The sequence below is a fragment of the Nonomuraea sp. NPDC050733 genome (assembly GCF_040654215.1).
GTDB lineage: Bacteria > Actinomycetota > Actinomycetes > Streptosporangiales > Streptosporangiaceae > Nonomuraea.
In genome coordinates, this window is record NZ_JBFAHO010000076.1 from 1 (window position 1) to 17,091 (window position 17,091).

At 72.5% G+C, this 17,091-nt stretch carries 19 protein-coding genes; 9 read left to right on the forward strand and 10 right to left on the reverse strand.

Going from position 1 to position 17,091, the window contains the following annotated elements; translation table 11 throughout:
* Positions 1 to 291: 291 nt before the first annotated feature.
* The 5 genes from AB0H64_RS44295 (at position 292) to AB0H64_RS44315 (ending at position 2,648) form a co-directional block, all read left to right on the forward strand.
* Complete coding sequence (locus AB0H64_RS44295; RefSeq protein ID WP_357637794.1) at positions 292 to 480, forward strand: hypothetical protein; 189 nt, start codon at positions 292 to 294, stop codon at positions 478 to 480.
* Positions 481 to 1,095: 615 nt separating this feature from the next.
* Positions 1,096 to 1,623, forward strand: a complete 528-nt coding sequence (locus tag AB0H64_RS44300; protein ID WP_357637797.1) for a thymidylate synthase — start codon at positions 1,096 to 1,098, stop codon at positions 1,621 to 1,623.
* Between the two features lie 30 nt (positions 1,624 to 1,653).
* Positions 1,654 to 1,779 carry a hypothetical protein gene (locus tag AB0H64_RS44305; RefSeq protein ID WP_357637799.1) on the forward strand — a complete coding sequence of 42 codons (126 nt, stop codon included), beginning with the start codon at positions 1,654 to 1,656 and terminating at the stop codon, positions 1,777 to 1,779.
* The gene (locus AB0H64_RS44310; RefSeq protein WP_357637801.1) at positions 1,776 to 2,225 is read left to right on the forward strand and encodes a nucleoside-diphosphate kinase; all 450 of its coding nucleotides are present in this window, start codon (positions 1,776 to 1,778) and stop codon (positions 2,223 to 2,225) included. The genes AB0H64_RS44305 and AB0H64_RS44310 overlap by 4 nt, the downstream gene beginning before the upstream one ends.
* Before the next feature lie 93 nt (positions 2,226 to 2,318).
* On the forward strand, positions 2,319 to 2,648 hold the full coding sequence (locus tag AB0H64_RS44315) for a hypothetical protein (RefSeq protein WP_357637804.1): 330 nt from the start codon (positions 2,319 to 2,321) through the stop codon (positions 2,646 to 2,648).
* 137 nt (positions 2,649 to 2,785) lie between these two features.
* On the opposite strand, the gene AB0H64_RS44320 is transcribed toward AB0H64_RS44315, so the two are convergent.
* Positions 2,786 to 3,121 carry a helix-turn-helix domain-containing protein gene (locus AB0H64_RS44320; RefSeq protein ID WP_357637806.1) on the reverse strand — a complete coding sequence of 112 codons (336 nt, stop codon included), beginning with the start codon at positions 3,119 to 3,121 and terminating at the stop codon, positions 2,786 to 2,788.
* 142 nt (positions 3,122 to 3,263) lie between these two features.
* Between AB0H64_RS44320 and AB0H64_RS44325 the strand changes: the two genes are divergently transcribed.
* On the forward strand, positions 3,264 to 4,655 hold the full coding sequence (locus AB0H64_RS44325; RefSeq protein ID WP_357637808.1) for an MFS transporter: 1,392 nt from the start codon (positions 3,264 to 3,266) through the stop codon (positions 4,653 to 4,655).
* A gap of 13 nt (positions 4,656 to 4,668) precedes the next feature.
* Here the strand turns inward: AB0H64_RS44325 and AB0H64_RS44330 are convergent, their stop codons facing one another.
* The 6 genes from AB0H64_RS44330 to AB0H64_RS44355 all read right to left on the reverse strand — a co-directional run bounded on the left by AB0H64_RS44330 (position 4,669) and on the right by AB0H64_RS44355 (position 10,540).
* Positions 4,669 to 5,100, reverse strand: a complete 432-nt coding sequence (locus tag AB0H64_RS44330) for a hypothetical protein (protein WP_357637811.1) — start codon at positions 5,098 to 5,100, stop codon at positions 4,669 to 4,671.
* Between the two features lie 232 nt (positions 5,101 to 5,332).
* Positions 5,333 to 6,277, reverse strand: a complete 945-nt coding sequence (locus AB0H64_RS44335; protein ID WP_357637813.1) for a dihydrodipicolinate synthase family protein — start codon at positions 6,275 to 6,277, stop codon at positions 5,333 to 5,335.
* Between the two features lie 29 nt (positions 6,278 to 6,306).
* The gene (locus tag AB0H64_RS44340) at positions 6,307 to 7,167 is read right to left on the reverse strand and encodes a carbohydrate ABC transporter permease (protein ID WP_357637816.1); all 861 of its coding nucleotides are present in this window, start codon (positions 7,165 to 7,167) and stop codon (positions 6,307 to 6,309) included.
* Positions 7,164 to 8,030, reverse strand: a complete 867-nt coding sequence (locus AB0H64_RS44345; protein ID WP_357637818.1) for a sugar ABC transporter permease — start codon at positions 8,028 to 8,030, stop codon at positions 7,164 to 7,166. The genes AB0H64_RS44340 and AB0H64_RS44345 overlap by 4 nt, the downstream gene beginning before the upstream one ends.
* 15 nt (positions 8,031 to 8,045) lie before the next feature.
* Entirely contained in the window at positions 8,046 to 9,284 is a 1,239-nt protein-coding gene (locus AB0H64_RS44350) for an extracellular solute-binding protein (protein WP_357637821.1), read from the reverse strand.
* Positions 9,285 to 9,367: 83 nt separating this feature from the next.
* Positions 9,368 to 10,540 (reverse strand): DegT/DnrJ/EryC1/StrS family aminotransferase, encoded by a 1,173-nt coding sequence (locus AB0H64_RS44355; protein WP_357637823.1) that lies wholly within the window; start codon positions 10,538 to 10,540, stop codon positions 9,368 to 9,370.
* A gap of 62 nt (positions 10,541 to 10,602) precedes the next feature.
* On the opposite strand from AB0H64_RS44355, the gene AB0H64_RS44360 reads away from it, so the two are divergent.
* Complete coding sequence (locus AB0H64_RS44360) at positions 10,603 to 11,808, forward strand: hypothetical protein (RefSeq protein ID WP_357637825.1); 1,206 nt, start codon at positions 10,603 to 10,605, stop codon at positions 11,806 to 11,808.
* A gap of 85 nt (positions 11,809 to 11,893) precedes the next feature.
* On the opposite strand, the gene AB0H64_RS44365 is transcribed toward AB0H64_RS44360, so the two are convergent.
* From AB0H64_RS44365 to AB0H64_RS44375, 3 genes are all read right to left on the reverse strand, one after another.
* A complete protein-coding gene (locus tag AB0H64_RS44365) occupies positions 11,894 to 12,970 on the reverse strand; it encodes a dihydrodipicolinate synthase family protein (RefSeq protein WP_357637828.1) in 1,077 nt (358 codons plus the stop codon).
* A gap of 31 nt (positions 12,971 to 13,001) precedes the next feature.
* Entirely contained in the window at positions 13,002 to 14,018 is a 1,017-nt protein-coding gene (locus AB0H64_RS44370) for an NAD(P)-dependent oxidoreductase (protein ID WP_355448072.1), read from the reverse strand.
* A gap of 82 nt (positions 14,019 to 14,100) precedes the next feature.
* Positions 14,101 to 15,000 (reverse strand): Gfo/Idh/MocA family oxidoreductase, encoded by a 900-nt coding sequence (locus tag AB0H64_RS44375; protein ID WP_357637830.1) that lies wholly within the window; start codon positions 14,998 to 15,000, stop codon positions 14,101 to 14,103.
* 126 nt (positions 15,001 to 15,126) lie between these two features.
* Between AB0H64_RS44375 and AB0H64_RS44380 the strand changes: the two genes are divergently transcribed.
* Together AB0H64_RS44380 and AB0H64_RS44385 are read left to right on the forward strand one after the other, a co-directional pair.
* Entirely contained in the window at positions 15,127 to 15,867 is a 741-nt protein-coding gene (locus tag AB0H64_RS44380; RefSeq protein WP_357637832.1) for a hypothetical protein, read from the forward strand.
* Positions 15,868 to 15,902: 35 nt separating this feature from the next.
* Entirely contained in the window at positions 15,903 to 16,979 is a 1,077-nt protein-coding gene (locus AB0H64_RS44385) for a hypothetical protein (protein ID WP_357637835.1), read from the forward strand.
* The last annotated feature ends 112 nt before the right edge of the window (positions 16,980 to 17,091 follow it).

The following is a 17,091-nucleotide window of genomic DNA, read 5'->3' on the forward strand; positions in this document are numbered from 1 at the left end:
CCGCGCGGGCCCGGCGGCACCGGGGACCCGCCGCCGGCCGCGGTGGGGCGGGGCCCACCGCCCCACCGCCAGGAGGCCCGCGCCGCCACCTACTCGCAGTCCACGACAGGGCGAGGGGCTCAGCCGTGGACTGCGAGCTCAACCCCCGGCCGTGCAGACGCATGCTGCGAGCCTGCACGGCCCGGCTGTGGGAGGCGGGTGCCACGCCTGTCATGCAACGCTGCCCGCCTCCCACTTCGACTCGCCGCGGCGGACCACGCCGCTGGCTATCTCTCGTGCAAAGGCCGTGTCATGGATGCCGGTGTCGCTCTCGCTTTTCTCAACCGGTTCTGCATGGGGGGCAGTGAGCCCTCGCCCGCCGTCGATCAGGTCACCGTGCAAGAAGCGCGGCAGCCCCAGGACGACGAGCCGGAAGACGTCGATGTCTCCCGCGAGGTCGATGATGCCCAGCCGGTGAGCCGGACCCGCGCGCGTCCCTAGACAGCCCGACCCGTTGTCGCGGAGGGTGGCCTGGGGTCGGGCGGGTGGCCTCGTCCCCGAAGGCTGTCGAGGGGACGGCGTGCGGGGCGAGGCCACCATCTACCCCGAGAGCCGGGGATGGAGCGAGAGGAGAGCCGATGGATCTGTACTCGCACAACCTCGACGGCGCGGTGTTCCGCCGAAGCTGAGCCCGCCACAGCCCGAGCCCCGTCCTGCCCTGCCTGCGTTCCTTCCGCTCCCCTGCGACCCGCCCGCGGGAGCCCCCCACCCACTGGAAGAGGAGCTTCGCTTCACCCCCCGAAACGCTGCCGTCCTTCCACGACGTCTACCCGCTCGTCCTGCGCGAGGTCACCCAGAGCGGCCACCGCATCGACAGCCGAGGGAACGCCTCCGTCGAACTGCTCGACGTCACCTTCCGCATCGCCCACCCCCGACAGCGGGTGCCCTACCTGGCTCGCCGGCCCATCAACATCGCCTACAACTGGGCGGAGGTGCTGTGGTACCTGGCCGGCCGCGACGACCTGGAGATGATCGGCTACTACGCGCCCAGGATGGCCGACAACTCCGGCAGACGGGCGGACGCTGACGGGCACCGCCTACGGCCGGGCGCTGTTCGTGCCCGGCGCGGACGGACGCACCCAGTGGCAGCGCGTCCTGGACCTGCTGGAGAAGGACCCCGACAGCAAACGCGCCGTCCTGTCGATCTACAGCGGCGACGAGCTCGCCGTCGACGACAACCCGGACGTGTCGTGCACGATCGCCGCGCAGCTCCTGCTGCGTGACGGCCACCTGCACATGTCCTGCTACATGCGCGGCAACGACGCCTTCATGGGCCTGCCGAGCGACCTGTTCTCGTTCACCGTGCTGCAGGAGCTCGCCGCGCACGAGCTGGGGGCGCGGCTCGGCAGCTACACCCACCACGTCGGGTCCATGCACGTCAACGACGCGAACGCGGTCAACGTGGCCCGCCTGTTAGCCGAGGTGGGGAAGGCCGACTACGAGCCGCCGGCCTTCCGCTTCCCCACCATGCCCGGCGACGACCTCATCGAGTCGATCAGGTTGGTCACCCAAGCGGAGAAGGCGCTGCGCGTCGGCAACATGGCGCAGACGCCCGACCTCGTGGAGGCGACCGGGCTGCACTAGTACTGGCAGCAGGTCCTGCTCATCTTCGAGGTGTACCGGCAGATCAAGCAGACCGATCAGCCGGTGACCGGCGAGGTCCTGGACGCGCTCGACCCCGGCTACCGGTGGCTGATCGAACGCCGCTGGCGCAGCCGCATGCCGAAGGCGGCGGCGTGACACCGGCCGGCGGATGGGGCTACTGGACCGTCGTCCTGTGCAAGCCCGACGCCACCGCCCGCAACATCGTCATGCCGATCCTGGAGTGGATCGCCGGCACCGTCACCATCGTCCAGACGCGCGAGGTCGTGCCCACCACGGAGCAGATCCTCGCCCACTACGCCGACATGCTGCTGCTGCAGGACCAGTTCCCGTTCGACGTGCGCGCCGACATGGTCGGCCACTACGTCGGCTCGACCGTCACCGTGGCGCTCGGCCGTGGCGACTCCGACGACACGCCGCAGCGGGTGAGGCACCTGCTCGGCCACTACGACCCGGCCCGCGCGCCGCGCTACACCATCCGCGGCCACTACGGCATCGACACCTCTCCGGCTACCAGTTCTGAGAGGCCGACCACCCGCACGTGCACGCCGCGCACGGCCGCGCTCTGGAAGGCTACGAGCTGACCCCCGAGCAGCGGGAGGAACTCGACGGCGCCCGCGCCCGGCTGGCGGCCGCCGCCCGCCACGAAGACGACTAGGCCATCAGGGAGCAACGCCATGCACGACCAGCCGTGGACGGCCGCCGAGCTCGTCGCCTTCGACCTCGAAGGCACGGGAGCGCAGGACCGCCAGGACGAACCGATCCTGGAGATCGCGGCCGTCCCGCTGGCCGGCGGCGCCCCGGGCATGGCCGCCGCCTGGGACAGCTGTTCATCGCCGAATGGACAGGCACGCCAGCGCGGTCCCTCCGCGAGACCCGCGACCTGCGCAGGTTCTCCCGCCACCGTCGCCGTTGAAGTCGTCGGGCATGGCCGCACGCGCGGCGACCGGCCGGCCGGACGGCGAGTTCGGCGATGTCGGCGTCCCGGCGGCCTGGGGCGCGGGTGAGCGTCGAGGGGCAGGGGGCGCCGGTCCGGTGCTGCACGCCGCGACGACGATGACCGTGGCCGCCACCGCCACGGCCGTTCGGAAGCTCACCACTCTCCCTTCGGCCAAAACCCTCTCCCGGACGTCGAGGAACCGCCTTACAGCGAACCGCTGTAAGGCGACTCGGCCGCGCCGAGGCGCAGGATCGGCTCGAGCAAGCCCGGGAAGCGGTCGCTCATGTCGTCGGCGCGTGGCCGGATCCGCCGGTGCCGGCCGTCGACGGACATGCTGATCAGTCCGGCCTCGCGCATGATCCGCCAGTGATTGGTCAGCGTCGACATCGGCACGTCCATGCCGTCGGCGAGAACGGCACAGGTCGAGTCGGGGGTGTCCCAGGCCCGCCGTACCAGCTCCAGGCGCACCGGATCACTCAGCGCGTGCAGCACCGGCGCGAGCGTCAGCGACTCGCGCGCGGGCTCGGGTAGCCGTCGCATGCCTCGACGATACCATTGTTCGACAGTTCGGGATTATCGAACTATGGTCTGCTGCGGAGCGTCCGCCTCGGGAGAGGGAGCAGCGTTGACCGCGCACGAAAGCAATGCAGGTATTCGATCGAACCGGGCAGCGTTGCTCGCCGTGGCCTGCCTCGGGCAGTTCATGGTGCTGCTCGACAGCACCATCGTCGGCGCGGCACTGCCCGACATGCAGCAGCGATTGCACACCCAGCTGACCGGTCTGCAATGGATCGTCGACGCCTACGTGCTGCTGGTCGCCATGCTCCTGCTGTCCGGCGGCGTCTTCGCCGACCGCTTCGGCCGCAAGCGGGTGTTCCTGGCCGGCGTCGTGGTGTTCACCCTCGCGTCCGTGGTGTGCTCCGTCGCGCCCTCGATCGGCTGGCTGATCACCGGACGCGTGCTGCAGGGCATCGGGGCCGCGGCGCTGAGCCCCGCCTCGCTGGCCCTGCTCGCCGCCGCGCATCCCGTCCCACAGGAACGCGTCAAGGCGATCGGGCTGTGGGCCGGGTTCAGCGGGATCGGCCTGGCCGCCGGACCGCTGGCCGGCGGCATTCTGGTGGAAGCCTTCGGCTGGCCCGCCATCTTCCTCGTCAACGTGCCCATCGGGGTGGTCCTGCTGCTGGCCGGGCTGCGCGTCCTGGGCGAGTCCCGCAATCCGGGCGCGCCAGCGATCGACGTCCCGGGGACGGTCCTGTCCGTCCTGGGCGTGGGGACGCTGACCTACGGGCTGATCGAGGGCGGTTCCCGCGGCTGGACCTCTCCGGTGATCCTGGGCAGCTTCACCGCCGCGGTGGCGAGCCTCGCCGTCTTCGTCGTCGTCGAAGGACGTGGCTCGACGCCGATGCTGCCGCTGCGGCTGTTCCGGCAGCGGTTGTTCACGGTGTCCAACACGGCGATGGTCGTGGTGGGTTTCGCGCTCATGGGTTCGTCCTTCTTCTTCTCCCAGTTCTTCGTGTACGTCCAGGGCAGCTCGATTCTGCGCGCCGGCCTGCAGACCCTGCCCGCCACCCTCGCCATGGTGATCGTCAGCCCGTACGCGGGGCGGCTCGCCGCCAGGTACGGCTTCCGGATCGTGGTCACCGTCGGCCTGGCGCTGGCCGGGCTGGGACTGGTGGCGCTGGGCTTCGTGCACGCGGACACCGGTTACGGGAACGTGTGGTGGCGGCTGGCGCTCGTCGGCATCGGTTTCGCCCTGACCATGTCCCCGCTGACCGGGGCCGCCATCCAGGCGGTCAGCCCGCAGGAGGGCGGCCTCGCGTCGGGCATCAGCAGCACCACCCGGCAGATCGGCGCGGTGCTCGGCGTGGCGGTGCTCGGAGCCGTCGTCCGCACCCGGGAATCCGGTGGCGCGTCCTTCGAGGCCGGCCTCGACAGCGCCTTCGTCGTGGCCGGTGTCGTCACCTTGGTCTGCGCCGTGTTCACCGGGCTGTGGCTGGTGAGGTCCGAGCCTGCGGAAGCCTCCGCGCCGCGGGCACAGTCCACCGACTCGCCCACGGTCACGACACCGTCCTGACCGGCCCGGCGCCTCAGTTCGGGCTGAACCAGCAGGTGAGGGCCGCCTTCAGGCCGTCGGGGTCCGCGCCCGCCCAGGCGACGTAGCCGTCGAGCCGGATGAGCAGCGCGGGCGCCGGGGCGTCGTCGGCGGTCGCGGTCACGCGGCGCACCCGGTCGCTCCAGGCCTCCGCGATGACGGCGAGGTCGTTGCCGCCGGTGAGGTCGACGAGCAGGGGGCGGGCGTCGCGCAGGAGCTCGGCGAGGCGCCGTGTGCGCCCGTCGCCGGTGGTCAGGTCGAGGGATGGCACGAACCGGCCGGTGAGTGCGGCGGGGTGTTCCTCCCCCATGTCGTGGCGGACGTCGGCGCCCGCCACCAGGGCGGCGACCATGTGCAGGTTCTCGGCGCGGCCGAGGAGTTCCGCGAAGAGCAGACGCAACGCGGTGACATCGGCTCCGGGCGCCATCAGAGCGGTCGCGGCCTGGGTGTGGAGATGTTCGACTACATCGACGGCGGCCGCTACGCCAACCTGGCACCGGACTCGCCCGATCTGCCGGTCGTCCTGGCGACGGTCAACACGCTCGGCCGGATGCTGACGTCCGCGTGTGGACGCTCTACCGTGTCCACGAAGCGAAGCACGGGCCGGCAGAGCGACGCGCCAGTTCCGCGCTGGCGCCGCGGCGAGATGACGCACGCCACTACCCCCGGCGGGGCGCGCCGCCCGGCCGGACCGCCGTCCGGGCGCGTCCGCGGTGCCGTACCACCTCCGCGCGATCCTCCGCGGGCAGCGGCGGGCCGTACGGGTCGTGGGCGTGCGAGGCGGGGATGCGGCCCTCGGCCGCCGCCAGCCACAGCATGCGCTGCACGTAGCCCTCCATGGGCTCGGTGAACGTGACCCGCGCCAGCCGGTCCAGGCGGGCGGACGCCTCGTCGAAGGCCCGCAGGTCGTCGCCCCGGAAGGCGTCCAGCACGGCGGCGGTTACCTCCACGGCGGCGGCGGCGATGCCCACCAGCGCGGCCTCGGCGCCCCACAGCAGGGACGGGCCGAACATGCGGTCCTCGCCGGTGATGGCCAGCCGTCCCGCCTCGCGGGCGAGCGCGATGGCCCGCTGGCAGCCCATGGCGTCGGACAGCAGGGCCGTCTTCAGGCCCGCCACGCCGGGGTGGGCGAGGATCTCGGCCATCACCTCCGGCGGGCACGGCAGGGTGTAGAGGTCGAAGGCGATCATCGGCAGTCCGGACGCCCGCCACACGGCGTCGTGCAGCGCGGGCCGGTCCCCCGCCGAGGGGAACACCAGGACCCCCGCCGCCCCGAGCTCGGCCGCCACGCGCGCCTGGTCCGCCGTCGCCTCGGTGGCCGCCGGTCCGGGAGTCCGGGGGTGACCGCCGACGCCGACGAGCACGGGGACGCCGAGCGCCACCGCCCGCTCGATCACGCCCGCGCGCACCTGCGCGGACAGGAACGGGCCCCGGCCGGTGTGGGCCAGCACCGCCAGCGCGCCGGCCCCGTCGGCGACCAGCCCGGCGAGGTAGTGCGAGACCAGGTCGGGATCCACCTCTCCGGCCGCCGTCATGGGGGTGGCGGCCGCGGCGACGAGCGAGCCGCGCAGGCGGTCCCGGAGGTTCTGTGCCGAGATGTGCATCCCAGAGAGCTTAGGGGAGCCTGCCCCGGTCACTTCAGGCCGGTCATCGCGATGCTGTTGACGAGGTAGCGCTGGAGCAGGAAGAACACCACCAGGCACGGCACCACGGAGACGGTCGCCGAGGCCATCAGCACCGACAGTTGCAGCTCCTCGGTCCGCAGCGTGGTCAGCCCCACGGTCAGCGTCCGGGTCGTGTCGCTCTGCCCGACGACCAGCGGCCACAGGAAGTCGTTCCAGTGCCACAGGAACACGAACACCCCGAGCGTGGCCAGGATGGGCTTGGTGAGCGGCACCACGATCGTCCAGTAGACCCGCAGCTCGGAGGCGCCGTCGACCTTGGCCGCGTCGAACAGCTCGTCCGGCAGGCCCAGGATGAACTGGCGCATGAGGAAGACGGCCTGCGAGTTGGCCAGGGTCGGCACGATCAGGCCCCAGAACGTGTCCACCCCGCCCATGCCGTTGACCAGGACGAACGTCGGGATGAGGGTCGCCTGGAACGGCACCATCATGGTCGCCAGGAACGTCCAGAACATCGCGTCCCGGCCGGGGAAGCGCTTCTTGGCGAAGGCGTACCCGGCCATGGAGGCGGTGAGCAGGATGACCACCACCGACACCACGGAGTAGACCAGCGAGTTGACCGTCCACTCGGCGATGCCGCTGGAGGACAGGACCCGCGCCAGGTTGTCGAAGGTGAGCGACTCGGGCCAGCGGCCGGGCACGGTCGGCCGGCCGCCCGGCGACAGCGCCACGACGAGCATCACCAGGAACGGGCTGACGGTCAGCACCGCCATCACGCCCAGCAGCGCGGCGAGCGGCCACCTGGCCCGCGGCCGGCCCGCCCGCGCGGCCTCGGCGGCGCGGGCGAGCGGGCGGGAAGCGGTCAGCGTCATGTGTTCCCCCGGTCCAGAAAGCGGCGCTGCACCAGCGACACGAGCAGCACGATCGCGAACAGCACCATGCCCCAGGTGGCCGCGTAGCCGAAGTCGAAGGACCGGAAGCCGTGCTCGTAGATGCCGTAGATGAGCGTGTACGTGGCCCGCGCGGGGCCGCCGCCGGTCATCACGTAGATGGTGTCGAACGTCTGGAAGGCGCTGATCGTCTCGATCACCATGACGAAGAACAGGGTGGGCTTGAGCAGGGGCAGCGTGATCCGGCGGAACCGCTGCCACGCGCTCGCCCCGTCGACGGTGGCCGCCTCCAGGTAGGAGCCCGGGATGGACTTCAGCCCGGCCAGCAGGATCAGCATCGAGTAGCCGAACCCCTTCCACACCGACACCAGGGCCAGCGCCGGCAGCACGAGCCCCGGCTGCTCCAGGAACGCCACCGGGCCGAGGTCGGCCTTGGCCAGCAGTCCGTTGATGAGGCCGTCGAACTCGTAGATCCAGCGCCAGACGATGCCGGCGAGCACGAAGCTGGTCACGTACGGCAGGAACAGCATGCCGCGGAACAGCCCGCGCAGGAACACCACCTGGTTGAGCAGCAGCGCCGTGCCGAGCGCCACGACGACCGTGAGCGGCACGTAGATCGCCGCGTACACCAGCGTGACCCGCAGGCTGGTCCAGAAGTTCACGTCGTCGAGCAGCCGGGCGTAGTTGTCGGCGCCGACGAAGCTCCACTGCCCTCCGATGTTCCAGTTCGTCAGGCTCATGCCCGCCGCGCCGAGGGTCGGGAAGATCTTGAAGATCAGGAACAGCACCAGCATCGGGAGCACGAACAGCAGCCCGGTGACCGGGTCACGCAAGCGATGACGCACCGTCGTCCTCTCCGGTCAGCTACCGCTGCTCAGCAGCGTGTCGGCCTCCTTGGCGGCGGCGTCGAGCGCCGTCTTTGCGTCCTCCTTGCCCAGCAGGGCCGCCTGGATGTGCGGGGCGAGCACGCCCATCACCTGGCGGGCCTTCGGGTGCGTGTCACCCGGGAAGGCGTACTGCAGCGACTTGGCGAACTCCTTGGCCTCGGACGACTGGTCGGGCATGGTCACGTCGGTGCGCGCGGGGAAGAAGCCGGACTCCTTCGCCAGCTGCGCCGCCTGCTGCGGCGAGGCGAGGAACGAGGCGAACTTCCTGGCCGCGTCCTTCTGCCCGGAGTGCCCGGCCAGCACCAGGGCGCCGGGGATGCCGAACGCGACGCGCTTGGCGCCCTCCAGCGGCAGGCCGATGCCCACGTTCTCGGCGCCGACGGCGGTGCCGAGCTGGACCGCCTGCAGGGCGGTGGCGGCGTGGTACATCGCGGTCCTGCCGGCCGCGAGCGGGCCGCCCTCGATGTCGTTGCCCTTGCTGGCGGTGTTCTCGGGCAGGCCGCCGGCGGCCTTCAGGTCGAGCAGGAGCTGGAGGCTCGCGACGCCCTCGGGGCCGTTGAAGGCGACGTGCTTGCCGTCGGCGGCGAAGACCGAGCCGCCGTTGGCCCACAGCAGCGGGTAGAAGCTCTGGTTGAGGCTGACCTCGGGCTTGCCCGGGTAGTCGAGCACCGCGACCTTCTTGGCGGCCAGCTTGGGCGCGGCCGCCTTCAGCTCGGCGAGCGTCCGCGGCGCCTCGATGCCGGCCTCGGTGAACAGCTTCTTGTTGTAGATGGGCGCGGTGATCGTCTGGTAGATCGGCACGCCGTAGAGCTTGCCGTTCACCGTCAGGGCGCTCAGCGAGTTGGGCAGGTACGTCGCCTTGTCGGCGGAGACCACGTCGTCGACCGGCTCGATGGTGCCCTGCTGCGCGTACTGGGGGATCTGGTCGGGACCGAGCACGACCAGGTCGAAGCCCTTCTTGGAGATGAGGGCGGTGGTCACCTTCTCCTGGCGGCCCTCCCAGGGCTGGAGGTCGACCTTGAGGTCGACGGTGGGGTTCTGGGTCTCGAAGTCCTTCTCGACCTTGCCCCAGTACGCCTGGCTCCTGGCCTGGTCGGAGATCACCGGATACATCCAGAGAGTCACGACGCTCTTGTCCGAGCCGCTCGATCCGCACCCGGCGGCCGCGACGCTCAACGCGGCGGCGATGCCGACTGCCGCTGTCTTCCTCATGGCGGCTTCCTTTCCTAATACCGGTCCTGACCGAAATCTAATGAGGGCGTCCGGCCGGGTCAACGCCCGATATCCGACCGTGACTACGGGCGGCCACGGAGGCGGGCGATCTCGCGGGCCACCACCTCGACGTGCTCGCCGGTGTAGTGCTCGTTCCAGTCGATGACCAGCAGCGTGTCGGCGACGAGCCGCTCCGCCTCGGGGCAGCCGGCCGGCGTGTAGCCCTCCAGGGGCCCGCGGGAGCCGCCGTAGACGGGCGCGTGCCAGACGGGCGCGCGGTTCAGCGGCTCGCCGAGGTATCCGGCGCGGGCCGGGACGCCGGCCGCGCCCAGGCCCTCGGCCAGCTCCCGCGCGCCGCCGCCGGGCAGCACGAGGGGGAACAGCCACCAGGCGTGGCCGTCCGGCCGCGGCAGCCGCAGGCCCGGCACGCCCTTGAGCGCGTCCAGCAGCAGCAGGGCGGTGCGCCGCCGGGCCCTCACCACCCCGGGCAGCTTGGCGAGCTGCGCCCGCGCGACCGCGGCCTGCAGCTCGGTCATGCGGTAGTTGAGCCCGTAGGAGGCGTGCGAGCGCCCGGCCGCGCGGTCCCAGCCCTTGTCCGCGAACAGCCGCATCCGCCTGGCCAGCGTGTCGTCCGAGGTGAGCGCCACCCCGCCGTCGCCGCAGGTGATGTGCTTCCACTGCTGGAGGCTGAGGCAGGTGACATCGCCCACGGTCCCCGCCGGCCGGGGCGCGCCGCCCGCTCCTTCCGGCGCGGGCAGCTCGGTGAGCCACGCCTGGGCGCAGTCCTCGATCAGCGTCAGGCCGTGGGCGTCGGCCAGGGCGCGCAGCTCGTCGACCCGGGCCGGCGCGCCGAACAGGTGGACCGCCATGATCGCCCGGGTGCGCGGCCCGATCAGTGCGGCGACGGCGGCGGGGTCGAGATTGCCGTCCGCAGGGTCCACGTCCGCGAAGACAGGGACGGCGTTCTGCGCCAAGATGGGGGCCACAGTCCCGAAGTCCGTGATCGGCGTCGTGATGATCTCGTCTCCGGGGTCCGGCGCCGCCGCCACGACCGACAGATGGAGGGCCGCGGTGCCCGAGCTGCAGGAGATCGCATGGCGCAGGCCGTACATCCGCGCGATCTCCTCTTCGAGCCGCCTGGCCTCGGTGCCCCAGACGGAGTTGAGCATGCCGGAGCGGATCACCCGCTCGGCGGCGGCGACCTCCTCGTCGCCGAGCGTTCGGCCCGCCGCCTCGGCCATGGACGGGAACTTCACCGGGACACCTCACAAGGATATGATTGCGGTCTTGACCGAAAAGAGCGGAGAGGGAGACGTGGGTGGGAATCGTCATCGGGGTCGTCGGCCCGCATGATCTGGTCGACGACGTCGCGGCCACGTGCGAGGACCAGCCCGGCGTCACCGCGCTGCGCCTGGACTACGACCACGAGTCCCAGGCGCCGGCGATCGCCGAGGCGCACGCCTCGGGCGTCGAGGGGTGGCTGTTCACCGGCATCGTCCCGTACATGCTGGCCCGCGACGCCGACGTGCTGACGCGTCCCGCCGCGTTCGTCGACTACTCGGGCGCGACCCTGCTCAGCGCCCTCGTACGGCTCCAGCGCGACGGCGTGGACGTGACCCGGCTGTCCATCGACACGCTGTCGGCGGCCGACGTGACGGCCACGTTCGCCGAGGCCGGGCTGCCCACGCAGGCGCTGCGCACGCTCCCCTACCGGCCCGAGATGACCTCCAGGAGCGCGATCGCCTTCCACCGCCGCGACCCCGGCCACCCGGTGATCACGTGCCTGAGCAGCGTCCATGAGGCGCTGCGGGACGAGATGCAGGTGCTGCGGCTGGTGCCCTCGGTCCATTCGGTCCGCGTGGCGCTGCGCCAGCTGCTGCTGACGGCCGAGGGCCAGGCTCAGGAGGACGCGCAGATCGCGCTCGGGCTGATCGAGGTGGCCAACGAGGAGGGCCTGCTGCGCGAGGCCGCCGCGCTGGGCGGCACCGTCGCCGCCTTCCGCGGCGGCACGCACCTGCTGGTGACCACCCGGGGGCCGCTGCACGACGCCACCGGCGGGTTCACCTGCCTGCCCATGCTGGGGCGGCTGGCCGGTCAGAACGAGGTGGTCCGCATCGGGTTCGGCCTGGGGCGCAGCGCGGCCGAGGCCGAGAGCCTGGCCCGCCGCGCGCTGGCCCGGGCCCGGCGCATCGGGGACGTGGCGGCCGTGCTGTCGTTGCGGGCCGACACCGACATCGTGCTGGAGTCGGTGCCCGCCGCCCCGGCGGCCGAGCACAACCTGTCGGTCATCGCCCGGCGGGTGGGCCTGTCGGTGTCCACGCTGGAGAAGCTCCTGGAGGCGCGGGCCGCCGCCGGGGAGGAGCCGCTGACCACCCGGGAGATCGCCGACCGCCTGGCGGTGCAGCAGCGGACCGCGCGCCGCATGCTGCACCGGCTGGAGCTGGCCGGGCTGGCCGAGCGCACCGGCAACCTGACCAGCGGCTCCAGCGGCCGCCCGCTCACGCTCTACCGCCTCACCCTCTGACCCGCCCGGCCGGCGGGCATGGGGCCGGGCATGGGGCAGGGCATGGGGCGGGCGGGTCTCGTGCGGTGGCCGGCGGGCGGGCATGTCAGGACAGCCAGCGGTCCAGGCCGGCGGCGACGAAGTCGTCGTCGCGCAGCCACGGGTAGGCGGCCCAGATCCGGTCGAGCTCCGCGAGCTGCCTGGGCGACAGCTCCTCGGCGGGGTCCAGGCACCAGCGGCCGGCCAGCAGTCCCTGCCGGCGCAGCACCTCGTGGATGCCCGGGATGCACCCGTGGAAGCCGTTGGCGGTGTCGAAGATGGCGGCGTTCGCGTCGGTCAGGTGACCGTCCAGGGTGAGCAGCCGCCGCACCGCCGCGTCGTCGCCGGCGCGGGCGAGCTTCGCCTCCTCCAGCAGGTCCACGGCCCGCCGCACCCATACCGCCCACTGACCGAGGAGGCCGCCGACGAACTCGATGTCCACCTCGCGCCCGTCCACCACCACGCGGTGGCTGGTGATGAGGTCGGCCAGGATGTGGTCGTCGTTGCCGGTGTAGAGGGCGACGTCGCCCGCGCGCCCGGCGCGCACCACGCCGTGCAGGACGTCGAGCGTCCGGTAGCGGTCGAACGGGGCGACCTTGATGCCCACCACCGACTCGATCGCGGCCAGGCGCGTCCAGAAGTCGCGCGACAGGGTGCGCCCGCCCACGGCCGGCTGGAGGTAGAACCCGATCACGGGAAGCACCTCGCCGACCGCCCTGGCCCGGTCGATCAGGGCGTCCTCGTCCAGGTCGCGGTGGGGGCTGAGCAGGACCATGTGGTAGCCGAGCGACCTGGCCAGCTCGGCCTCCGCCACCGCCTGCCCGGTCGGGCCGGTCGCCCCGGCCACCAGCACGACCTCGCGGCCGGCCTCACCGGCGGTGCGGGCGGCCAGTTCGAGCACGGGCGCGAGCAAATCAGTGCCGTGGATCGCGAACTGGGTGGTGTGCACGCCCACCGCCAGTCCCCCGGCGCCCGCCTCGACGTAGTAGCGGGTCAGCGCCCGCTGGCGGCGCTCGTCCAGCCTGCGGTCCGCGGTCAGGGCGAGCGGGTGCGCCGGGATGACGAGGCCGCGCCGGAACAGGTGGCGCACGGACGTCTGCGCCTCTGGAGCCGTGCTGAGCACGTGGGGGTCCCCCTTTGTCACGGGTGGGTGGGCTGCGGTGGGCGCAGGAGGGTCAGAAGCGGCCGTCACGGCGCTCGAACTTGGTGGGCTTGCCGAGCAGCGGCCCGCCGCCGGCGACCCAGCGGGCGGTGTGCTCGATCAGCTCGGCGGGGGTGATCTGCGGGTAGCCGAACAGGCGGTGGCAGCGTGAGGCGTTCGACAGCAGCGCCGTGGGCGCCTCCTCACCGGTGAACACCGGCTCCTTGCCCAGGGCCTCGCCCAGCGCCAGCGCCGCCTGCCGCACGGAGACCAGCTCCGGCCCGGTGACGTTGAGCACGTACGGCGGCGCCTCGGCCAGCGCCAGCGAGCGCAGGGTGACCTCGTTGGCGTAGCCCTGCCAGACGACGTTCACCTGGCCGGTGGCCAGGTCGACGGGCTCTCCGGCGAGAACCTTCTGGGCCAGGTCCACCAGCACGCCGTACCTGAGCTCGACCGCGTAGTTGAGGCGGATCAGCGCCATGCGGGTGCCGTACGTCTCGGCGAAGTGCGTCAGCACCCGCTCCCGGCCGAGGCAGCTCATCGCGTAGTCGCCCACGGGTCCGGTGGCGGAGTCCTCGGTGCTGCCGCCGCTGGTCACGGGGACGAGCGGGTAGACGTTGCCGGTGGACAGCGCGGCGATCCTGCTGTCGCGGAACCGGTCGGCGACGCGGCCGGGCAGGTAGGCGTTGGTGAACCAGGTGGCGTGCTCGCGTCCCGCGGTGCCGAACTTGGCGCCCACCAGGAAGACCACGTTGGCCGCGTCGGGCAGCTCGCGCAGCGCCCGCTCGTCGGCCACGTCGGCGGGCACCACGTCGGCGCCCTCGGCCCGCAGCGCGTCGGCGAGACCCGGCTCGGAGAAGCGGGACACGGCGATGACCCGCCGGTCGTGCCCGCCGGCGGCCGTGGCGTTGAGCGCCAGCCGCACCAGGCTGGGTCCCAGCTTGCCCCCGGCGCCGAGGATCATGATGTCGCCGTCGAGCCCGCCGAGGTCGTCGACCAGCCCGGCGCTCGGCCGCGCCAGCCGTTCCTCTAGTTCCGCTGTCGTCCGCACGCGGTCTCCCTCTGTACGTCATTTACGGTCCAGACCGTAACTGGCGCGCAGTTGACCTGTCAACGGGGCGACGCGGCCGCGGTCAGGAGGTGGCGGGCGGGGCGCTCTCGCGGGCCGCGACCAGGACGCCGAGGACGGCGCGGGTCTGCTCCCACGGGACCGGGCTGGGCGCCCCCGCCACCATGTCGAGGAACGCCGCGATCGTCCCCTCGTAGCCCAGCCCCTTGACCGGGTCGTCGCCCCCCTCGATCACGACGGTCTCGGAGGAGTCGCGCCGGTGCACGGTGACGGTGTACGCCTCCCCCTCCGACACACCGAGGACCTCCACGGTGCCGGTGACGCCGTCCGCCCAGCGCAGCGCCATGACGCCGGTGTCCTCCGAGCGCAGGGTCGCGTAGTGCCGCCGCGCGCCGGCCGCGCCCGCCAGCGCCACGTCCGATCCCAGCAGCGCGACCAGCAGCTCGACGCCGTGAATCCCCATGGTCACCATCGTGCCGCCGCCTTCGCCCGGCGTGTCCTGCCAGGCGTTGTAGCCGGTGGCCCACAGCCCGACGTCGTGCCGCACGGTGGCCCGCACGGCGAGCACGTCGCCCGGGTCCACCGTGAGCCCCGCGAACGCCGGGGCGAACCGCAGCACCGACGTCGACATCACCCGGTCGTGGATCGGCAGCCGGTCGAGCCGCTCCAGCTGGTCACGGGAGGCCGCCGCGGGCTTGTTGACGAAGCAGGCCGCCCCGGTCTCCAGCACCGCGGCCAGCGCGCCGGGCACCTGCGGGTTGGGCACGGTCAGCACCACCCCGTCGGGGCCGGTCGCCAGCGCCTCGGCGAGGGTCGGGGCGACCACGGCCGCGGGGTGCTCGCCGGTGAAGCGCCGCAGCCGCTCGGGGTCCGGCTCCCACACCACCAGCTCGGCGTGGCTCGCCAGCGTACGGGCGTCGGTGAACGGGTGACTGGTGGCGAGACCGGCGAGAGCGATGCGCACGGGAGTACTCCGGAGCGGCGGCGGGATGGGAGGGGACCATCATGGCAGCCGTCCGAGCGCCGGAAACGGCCCTGACCGGGCCGGTCGTGCCCCGTTCGTGATCCGCTTCGGGCATGATCGCCGACCATGAAGAAGATGATCACAGCTCTGGCGGCCGGCGCCGTCATGTCGGCGGCCTTGTCGGCGGTCGCCGCCCCCGCGCAGGCGGCGCCCAAGGATCCCGTCAGCGCGCTGAAGGCCGAGCTCGTACCCGGGCACGGCGTGCGCTTCACCGAAACGGTCACCTGGTCGGACGGCACGGACGAGAGGGAGGTCCAGGACCGCAAGGGCGTCTTCCAGTTCGACCGGAAGGACGTCGCCGCGTTCGACATCAAGATCCACTGGGACGACGACGACTACGGGCGGCAGCGGGCCGTCGGCATCGGCAAGATCACGTACCACTCCGGCGGGGTCATGCCCGCCGTTCTGCCGGAGGGCAAGACCTGGTACAAGGTCAAGCGGTACGGAGTGCCCGACTCCTACGGCCAGATCCTGAACCCGGCCGAGCCCAGGACCCTGGCCGCGCTGATCGAGCACGGGAAGGCGGCGAAGAGCTCCGTCACCGGCACGATCACCTTCAAGGACCTCAAGCAGGTCTCGGCCTGGTGGGCCGGCGCGAAGGCGGACAAGTCGTTCGACAACACGAAGGTCTCCTACACCCTCACGCTCACCTCGGCGGGCCTGGTGAGCAGGGTGCAGAGCTCGTTCACGGCGACGGAGGACGGGAAGAGCGCCATGATCGCCGTGGACAGCCGCTACAGCGGGTGGGGCGCGAAGGTGTCGGTCAAGGCGCCGGACCCCGCCAAGGTGACCACCGAGTTCCGCTGACCGATCGCTCACCGTCCGTCTGGCATCATTCCCAGGTGCGCACGCTGCCGATGGTCCTGTTGATCCCGGTCGTCACGCTGGGCCTGCTCGCCGGCTGCACGACGCTCCAGAACGCCACGGCCGGCAACGACCGGTGGCGGCTGGCGCACCGGGCGCCCTCCCTGGAGTTCAACGCCAGTCTCGTTCCCGTCGGCGAGCGCGAGACGTGGGCCTTCGGCACCCGCCGGTTCGGGTGGTGGTCCTTCGGTCCCACGGCGTACCACTGGGACGGTGAGCGCTGGCGGGCCACTCCCCTGCCCGCTGGGCCGGGGGCCGGCGGCGGGCCGGCGGGCGCCTCCTCGCCCGCCAACGTCTGGCTCGTCACCACCGGCGACGGCGACGGGTGGCGGGCTCTGCGCTGGGACGGCCGGACCTGGACCACGATGCGCACGCTCCCCTCCCAGTCGCTCGAAGAGGTCGAGGTGCTCGGCGACACCGACGTGTGGTTCTTCGGCGACGACACCTGGCACTACACCGGCTCCGCCTGGCTGAAGGCCGACGTGCCCGTGCAGGTGTCCCGTGCGAGCGCGCGCTCCGCCACGGACATCTGGGCCGTCGGCCGGGACAGGCGGGACGACACCCAGCCCCGGGTCGCCCACTACGACGGCACCGGCTGGCGGATCGTGCCCCTCGGCGACGCCCTCCCCGCCTCGGACGAGTCCGTCTCCTACGACCTCGGCGGCATCACCGCCGACGCCTCCGGCGTCTGGATCACCGCCGACGTCTCCGACATGACCGCGCAGACCACCAGGCCGCTCCTGCTGCACCGCAGCGGGGACGCCTGGCGGAGCGAGCGGGTGAGCGCGGTCACCGGGCCGTGGCGCGAGACGTTCGACCCTGTCCCGGACGGGCGCGGCGGCCACTGGTTCCTCGGCTCCACCGGCGTCAACGGCGACGACGCCGCGCTCGCTCACCGCTCCCCCACCGGCGCCTGGACCCTGCAGCCGGTCAGCACCCCGGGCACGGCTGAGCTCACGTCCCTGGCCGGCGTCCCCGGCGGCTCGTGGCTGCTCGCCACCGGCAGCTTCGGCGGCGTGCGCGGGATCTTCCGCCATCGGCTCCCCGCCCGGTGAGGCGCCCGCGACCGTGGCCGGCCCCGGCCGACCATGGCTGATCGGCCACCCGGCTGTTCGACGATCTCGGCTGAGTGACGGGTTCAGGCCGCGTTGCGGCGGTACCAGTCGA